Genomic DNA, 7,016 nt, shown 5'->3' with positions numbered 1-7,016 from the left:
GCGGGTGGTGTGGTCGGCGGCGCGCCGGGGGGCGTCCGGACGGCGGGGGCACCGACAGGGGTCGTGACGGACACGGGGACCGGGACGGGCGCGGTGACGCGGGCGGTCACCGGTCGCTGCGAGGACCGGCCCGAGCTGGCGCTGGCCTGCCGGCTGTCCATGGGCATCGCGATGCTGGCGATGCTGCTCACGCTCTGACACCCGTGCGTCACGTGCGACACCGTACGTCGACCGTGTCCTGCGTCACTTGACGCCCGCGGCCGGCCCTATGAGCGGCACCGCACTCATAAACTGACGACCATGATGGTCTCCCTCGTGCTGCTGACGCTCGGTGCGCTGGCCGCCGTGGTCGCCCCGCGACTGCTGGCCCGCGCCGAATGGCCCGAGCGCGAGCCGGTGGTGGCCCTCTGGGTCTGGCAGTGCGTCGTCGCCGCCGTGCTGCTGTGCTTCGCGCTCGCCATGACGTTCAGCGCGGCGGCGGCCTGGCTGGCCGTACGCGGGCATGTCTTCGCACCCGCGCCGAGCGGGGTCGTCGAGGCGTACGCGCTCGGCGCGCACCGCCCGTGGTCGGCGGCGCTGGCCGTGCTCCTGGCGGCCGGCGGGGTGTGGACGGGCGCCATGCTCACGCGGGAGATCCACCGGGCGCACACGCGCCGCAAGCGGCGCCGTACCGAACTGCTCGTCCGTTCACCGCTGTTGCCCGGTGAGGAGTCCGGCGGCGGCCCGCTGGTCGTCCTGGAGGGTGAGCGTCCGGGCGCCTGGTGGCTGCCGGGCGCCGCACCCCAACTCGTCATCACCACGGCCGCCTTGCGACGGCTCAAGGGCCGCCAGCTCGATGCCGTACTGGCCCATGAGCAGGGTCACGCCCGCGCCCGGCACGACTGGCTGCTGCACTGCTCGTCGGCGCTGGCCAACGGGTTCCCGCAGGTACCGGTCTTCGCCGCGTTCCAGGCCGAGATGCACCGCCTGGTCGAACTGGCCGCCGACGATGTCGCCTCACGCCGTTTCGGCCGGCTGACGATCGCGCTCGCCCTGGTCGAACTGAACGAGGACCGCGGGGTGTTCGGCCCCTGCCCGACCCCGGACGGCGAGTTGCCGCGCCGGGTGGACCGGCTGCTGACACCGCTCCCCCGGCTGACCGCGGCCCGCCGGCTGCGGCTCACGGCCGCCGCGGCGCTGGTGCCCGCCGTTCCGCTCGTGGTGGCCTTCATCCCGGCACTACGCGCACTGGGATAGCTTTGCGGGCCCTCCGTCGTTAAGGACCACCCCATGCAATCCCCCGCGGTGCCCCCGGCGCCACGGCCGGCCTCGCCGGCACCTTCCTCACCGCACGGAACCATGACACCGGCCCGCGTCGGCGCGGTGCTCGGCGTGGCCTCCCTGATCCTGCTGGTGCTCGTCGCCGCCGAGTGGAACCCGCTGATCTCCCTGGACCGGACCGTCTCGGTGGATCTGCACCGGTGGGCGGTCGCCGAGCCGGGGCTCACGCACGCGAACCGGATCCTCACGGACTGGGTGTGGGACCCGTGGACGATGCGCCTGCTGACCGCCGTCGCCTTCTTCGTCCTCTGGTTCCGCCACGAGCGGCTCCTGGCCTGCTGGGTCGCGGTGACGAGCCTGGTGGGCGCCCTGGTGTCGCAGTGCCTGAAATCCGCCGTCGGGCGCGAGCGCCCCAGCTGGCCGGACCCGGTCGACTCGGCGCATTTCGCGGCGTTCCCCTCGGGCCACGCGATGACAGCGACCGTCACCGTCGGGATGCTCCTGTGGCTGCTGCGACGGCACGGGGTGAGCGGCGTGCTGTGGCGTGTCACGCTGGTGGTGGGCGTGGTGTCGGCCCTCGGCGCCGGGTTCACCCGGGTCTGGCTGGGGGTGCACTGGAGTTCGGACGTGGTGGCCGGCTGGCTGTTCGGGGCGTGTCTTGTGGCCCTGTCCGTCGCCACGTACGGAGGACGGGCCTTGTCCCGGTGGCGGTGACCCGGCAAGGATCGGGTCCATGAAGATCAAGGGTGTGCTTTTCGACTTCTCAGGGACTCTGTTCCGCATCGAATCGGCCGGCTCCTGGCTCCGGTCCGCACTCGACGAATTGAGCGTTCCCGTGCCGCCCGCCGAAGTCCGGCGGTACGCGGTCCAGCTCGCCGTGGCGGGGGCGCTGCCCGGCGGGCCCTCGCCGCAGGAGGTGCCGCCGGAACTGGCCGGGCTGTGGGCCACACGCGACGAGAGCGCCGAGCTGCACAGGGCCGCGTACACGGGTCTGGCCAGGCAGGTCGCGCTCCCGGACCCGCGGCTGTACGACGCGCTCTACGAGCGTCACCGGACGCCTGACGCCTGGCGGCCCTACGCCGACACCGCGGAGGTGCTCGGCACCCTCAAGCGCGAGGGCATCGGCGTCGGCGTGATCAGCAACATCGGCTGGGACCTGCGCCCGGTCTTCCGGGCCCACGGCGTGGACGACTTCGTGGACGCCTATGTGCTGTCGTACGAACACGGCGTCCAGAAGCCGGACGTACGGCTCTTCGGCGCGGCCTGCGAGGCCATCGGACAGGATCCGCGCGACGTGCTGATGGTCGGGGACGACCGGGAGGCGGACGGCGGAGCGGCCGAACTGGGCTGCGCCGTGCACTTCGTCGACCATCTGCCGGTGGAGGAGCGCCCGGCGGGCCTGCGGCCCGTGCTGACCCTCACGCGCTGAGAACCCCACCGGGCCCCGGAACGGCGGCCGTTGCACCCGGCGTGGGTGGTGTCCCCGCCCGCCGCTCGACGGCGACGGCCGCCGGATCGGTCCGGGCGCCGTACCGGCGAGGCGGCGGCCGTCACCGGGCGGGTACGTGCGGGCGTACGGCGTGCTGCTCGCCGCTGTACGCCCGCTTCCGCCGCCGCCCAGGGAGTTGGCGTCGGATCCGCCCCGGAGGGCGCGACAGGGGCCGGGAGCGGCGCCGGCACCGGGAGTCCGTCCGCCCCTGTTGACGCCTCCCCCGCCGGACATCTGCCGGAACCGCTCCACTCCCCGGCCCATGAGCGATGCGCGGGTACCGGTCCGGATGGCCGAAGTTCGCCACTTGACCTGATCATGTCAGCGCTCCACGATGTGCGCGGACAACCCGCCGCCACACGCCATGTGCGGCGACCGAGCCCCCCACACGACTCCCCATCCAGGAGACAACATGCGACTTCGCGTACGCGAGGCCAGATGGAAGGCCGCCACCCTCGCGGCCATGCTGGCACTCGCCGTGGCCGTCCCCTTCACGGCCGAGGCGGCGCCCCCGGATCCGAAGGGCGCGCCCGAGTCCCCCGTGGCCGCCGACGAGCGCGTCCGGCAGTACGAGATACCCGGCGTGGCCGATGTCGTGGCCCGTACCGCCCTGGCCTCCACCGGCGTATCGGTGGACGAGGCGGGTGAGGACTCGACGGTCGTCAGCGCCACCGCCGGCCAGGCGCGGCTCTTGCGCGCGCAGGGCTACCGGCTCGACGTACTGCCCGGGCCGCCCGCCAGGACGAACGGCAAGGCCGCCGAACCCTTCGACTTCCCCTCGGCCGACTCGCGCTATCACAACTACGCCGAGATGAACGCCGAGATCAACCAGCGGATCGCGGCCCATCCCAACCTCATCAGCAAGCGCGTCATCGGCAAGAGCTACCAGGGCCGCGACATCATCGCGGTCAAGATCAGCGACAACGTGGCGACGGACGAGAACGAGCCCGAGGTGCTGTTCACGCACCACCAGCACGCCCGCGAGCACCTCACCGTCGAGATGGCGCTGTATCTGATCCGCGAGCTGGGCAACGGCTACGGCACCGACTCACGGATCACCAGCGCCGTGAACAACCGGGAGATCTGGATCGTCCCGGACGTCAACCCGGACGGCGGCGAGTACGACATCGCGACCGGTTCCTACCGGAGCTGGCGCCTGAACCGGCAGCCCAACTCCGGCTCCTCGGCCATCGGTACGGACCTCAACCGCAACTGGGCCTTCCAGTGGGGCTGTTGCGGCGGTTCGTCCGGCACCCCCGGCTCGGAGACGTACCGCGGCCCGCGTGCCGAGTCCGCCCCCGAGGTCAAGGTGGTCGCGGACTTCGCGCGCAGCCGGGTCGTCGGCGGCAAGCAGCAGCTCAAGGCGGCCATCGACTTCCACACCTACAGCGAGCTGGTGCTGTGGCCGTACGGCTACACGCGGGCCGACACCGCTCCCGGCATGACGATCGACGACCGGAACGCCTTCGCCGCGGTCGGCGGGAAGATGGCCGCGAGCAACGGTTACACCGCGGAGCAGGCGAGCGACCTCTACATCACGGACGGGTCGATCGACGACTGGCTGTGGGGGAACCAGAAGATCTTCGCGTACACCTTCGAGATGTATCCGGGCAGCGCCGGCGGCGGCGGTTTCTACCCGCCCGACGAGGTGATCGAGCGCGAGACGAGCCGCAACAAGGACGCGGTGCTCCAACTCCTGGAGAACGCGGACTGCATGTACCGGTCGATCGGCAAGGAGTCCCAGTACTGCGCGGCCTGACACACCGTCACCGTCTCCGGGCGAGCGGGTGGTCACGGCCCGGGCGGCGGGCTCCGGCGCCGTAGCGGGGAGGCGCCTTCAACAAAGCAGGGCTGTCTGTCTTGGACGATCCCCCGCGTCGCCCAAGACAGACAGCCCTCACCCACGCCGACCAGGCCCGGAGGCCGGTCCGCGAGGACGTGCCGAGTATACTGGCTAAGAGCCAGTCAACGCAGGAGTCCAGCATGTCCCCGCGGAGCCCATCGGTCAATGAAGAACTTCGCCGGCGTTCCCGCGAACGGCTTCTGCAGGCCACCGTGGAGCTGGTCGAGGAGCGGGGCTTCGACGGAACGACGCTGGCCGACATCGCCGACCGGGCGGGAGCGGCGCGCGGGCTGGTCTCGTACTACTTCCCCGGAAAGCGCCCGATGTTCCAGTCGGCCGTGCACCGGCTGATGCACCGCACCCTGCAGGCGGCGCTGGAGCGTGAGCCCCGTACCGACGACGGCCGGGAGCTGCTGGCGCGCGCCATCGACGCCGTACTCGGTCTCACGGTCGACCACCCGGTGGTGATGCGTGCCCATATGGCCGGGATCCTCCAGGCCGAGGGCTTCGTCCAGTGCCCGGAGCAGCAGCGGCTCGCGGAGCTGCTGCGCGAGACGATGGTGCGGTACGGGTCGGCGGACGTGGACAGCGACTATCCGCTGCTGCGCGCGCTGATGATGGGCGCGGTGTTCGCGATTCTGCTGCCGGGGGCGGCGATGCCGCTGGCCAGCCTGCGGGACGAGCTGTTCCACCGCTTCGGCCTGGACCCGGCGTACGCCGTCCCGCCGGGCGGGGAGCCCGCCCGGCGGGGCGTCTGAAATGACCCCACCTGTCCGGCCGGCCGCCTCAGCGGCCGGCCGCTCCGGTCAGTTGCGGAAGTCCTCGAAGTAGTCAGGCTGCGTCTGGACGTTGAGCTCGTCCATCTTCACCTTCTTCGCCTCGTCCGTCCGGCGGTCGTCGATCTTGATGACGTCCAGACCCTTGGCGATGTCGTTCGAGTAGATGTAGCCGTTGTAGTAGTACGCCGACCACGGGCCGGCCGTGGTGACCTGGTCGAGGGTGACCGGGCCGCGCTCGAAGTAGCCGATCTCCTTCGGCTTCGAGGAGTCGGTGAAGTCCCAGACCGAGATGCCGCCCTGGTACCAGGCCTGGACCATGATGTCCTTGCCCTTGACCGGGATCAGCGATCCGTTGTGCGCCACGCACACCTCGGCGTCCGCCTGCGGACGGTCGATCTTGAAGTAGCTCTTGAACTTCAGCGTCCGCTTGTCGCCCTTGCCGAGGATGTCGTAGATGCCGTCGGCGCCGCGCTTCGGGCCGATCTCCTCGTTGCAGGTGGCCGCGCCGCCGCCGCCGAGCTCGTCAGTGAAGACGATCTTGTTGGCGCGCTGGTTGAAGGTGGCCGAGTGCCAGAAGGCGAAGTTGACGTTGTCCTGGACGCGGTCGATGACCCGCGGCTTCTCCGGGTCCTCGATGTCGAACAGGATGCCGTCACCCATGCAGGCACCGGCGGCGACGTCCTTGGACGGGAGCACCGTGATGTCGTGGCAGCCGGTGGTCGCCGAGACGCCCGGGTTGGTCGGCGCGCCGGGGTTGCCGCCGTCCGGGAAGAGGATCGGGAAGTCGACGATCTTCGACTGCTCGGGCGCCTTGCGGGGCACCTTGATGATGCTGATGCCGTCGTGCGGCGGCTGGCAGTCCGGGAACGCGGTGCTGGGCGAGTACGAGGAGACGTACACGTACACGTTCTTGCGCTCCGGCACGAGGGTGTGCGTGTGGGAGCCACACGCGGTCTCGACGGCGGCGACGTACTCGGGGTTGCGCTTGTCGCTGATGTCGAAGATCTTCATGCCCTCCCAGGAGGACTTCTCCGTCGCCGGCTGCGAGACGCTGGAGCAGGAGTTGTCACTCCGTGAGGCGTCCGTCGACAGGAAGAGCAGGTCGCCCGAGACGGAGATGTCGTTCTGGCCACCGGGGCACAGGACCTGCGCGACGGTCTTCGGCTTCGACGGCTTGCTGATGTCGAAGATCCGGAAGCCGTCGTAGTTGCCGGAGAAGGCGTACTTCCCCTGGAAGGCTATGTCCGAGTTGGTCCCTTTGAGGTGGTCCTTGGGGACGTTGGCGACATGGCTCATGTTGTCGCTGTGGATGATCTCGTCCACACCGGGTATGTCGTTGTTCTCGATGGCCTTCTTGGCCTCGGCCTGCTGGCTCTTGGAGGTCTCCTCCTTGGCCGGCTTGTCCCCGGGGTCGGGTGTGGCGACCGCCGGTCCGGCGGCCAGCAGTGTGGCGAAGAGCCCGGCGGCAGCGGCTGCTGCCACGCCCAGACGTCTACGCCGCACGCGCGTGGTGTGCAACGAAGTCACTGCGTCCTCCCTTGTATCCGTTCCCAGTTGAACGGCTTACGGATCTCGGCAGTATCGTCCTTCTCATGTACATCACAACAGATGGAAACCGAGATGTAATGAAAGTTTTCGATCACTC

The 7,016-nt window shown here is 70.3% G+C and carries 5 protein-coding genes and 2 pseudogenes; 6 read left to right on the top strand and 1 reads right to left on the bottom strand.

The features are described 5' to 3' along the window. The 6 genes and pseudogenes from GXP76_RS07890 to GXP76_RS07865 form a co-directional block, all read left to right on the top strand. Positions 1-198: pseudogene (locus GXP76_RS07890) on the top strand (DUF5134 domain-containing protein); the annotation flags it as partial. Between the two features lie 102 nt (positions 199-300). Then, a complete protein-coding gene (locus GXP76_RS07885; RefSeq protein ID WP_242570707.1) occupies positions 301-1,236 on the top strand; it encodes a M56 family metallopeptidase in 936 nt (311 codons plus the stop codon). Positions 1,237-1,269: 33 nt separating this feature from the next. Then, positions 1,270-1,974, top strand: a complete 705-nt coding sequence (locus GXP76_RS07880; protein ID WP_374360132.1) for a phosphatase PAP2 family protein — start codon at positions 1,270-1,272, stop codon at positions 1,972-1,974. A 19-nt stretch (positions 1,975-1,993) separates the two neighbouring features. Continuing rightward, entirely contained in the window at positions 1,994-2,689 is a 696-nt protein-coding gene (locus tag GXP76_RS07875) for an HAD family hydrolase (RefSeq protein ID WP_242570705.1), read from the top strand. A gap of 472 nt (positions 2,690-3,161) precedes the next feature. Beyond that, positions 3,162-4,508, top strand: a complete 1,347-nt coding sequence (locus GXP76_RS07870; RefSeq protein ID WP_242570704.1) for a M14 family metallopeptidase — start codon at positions 3,162-3,164, stop codon at positions 4,506-4,508. A gap of 224 nt (positions 4,509-4,732) precedes the next feature. Further along, a pseudogene (locus tag GXP76_RS07865) lies at positions 4,733-5,423 on the top strand (TetR/AcrR family transcriptional regulator). Here the strand turns inward: GXP76_RS07865 and GXP76_RS07860 are convergent. Then, positions 5,399-6,898, bottom strand: a complete 1,500-nt coding sequence (locus GXP76_RS07860; RefSeq protein WP_242570702.1) for an LVIVD repeat-containing protein — start codon at positions 6,896-6,898, stop codon at positions 5,399-5,401. The pseudogene GXP76_RS07865 and the gene GXP76_RS07860 overlap by 25 nt on opposite strands. Positions 6,899-7,016 lie beyond the last annotated feature (118 nt).

This window comes from Streptomyces sp. NP-1717, from assembly GCF_022695985.1.
Taxonomy (GTDB): domain Bacteria; phylum Actinomycetota; class Actinomycetes; order Streptomycetales; family Streptomycetaceae; genus Streptomyces.
The sequence above is the reverse complement of the archived record's forward strand: the minus strand, read 5'-3'. Positions and strand labels throughout refer to the sequence as shown.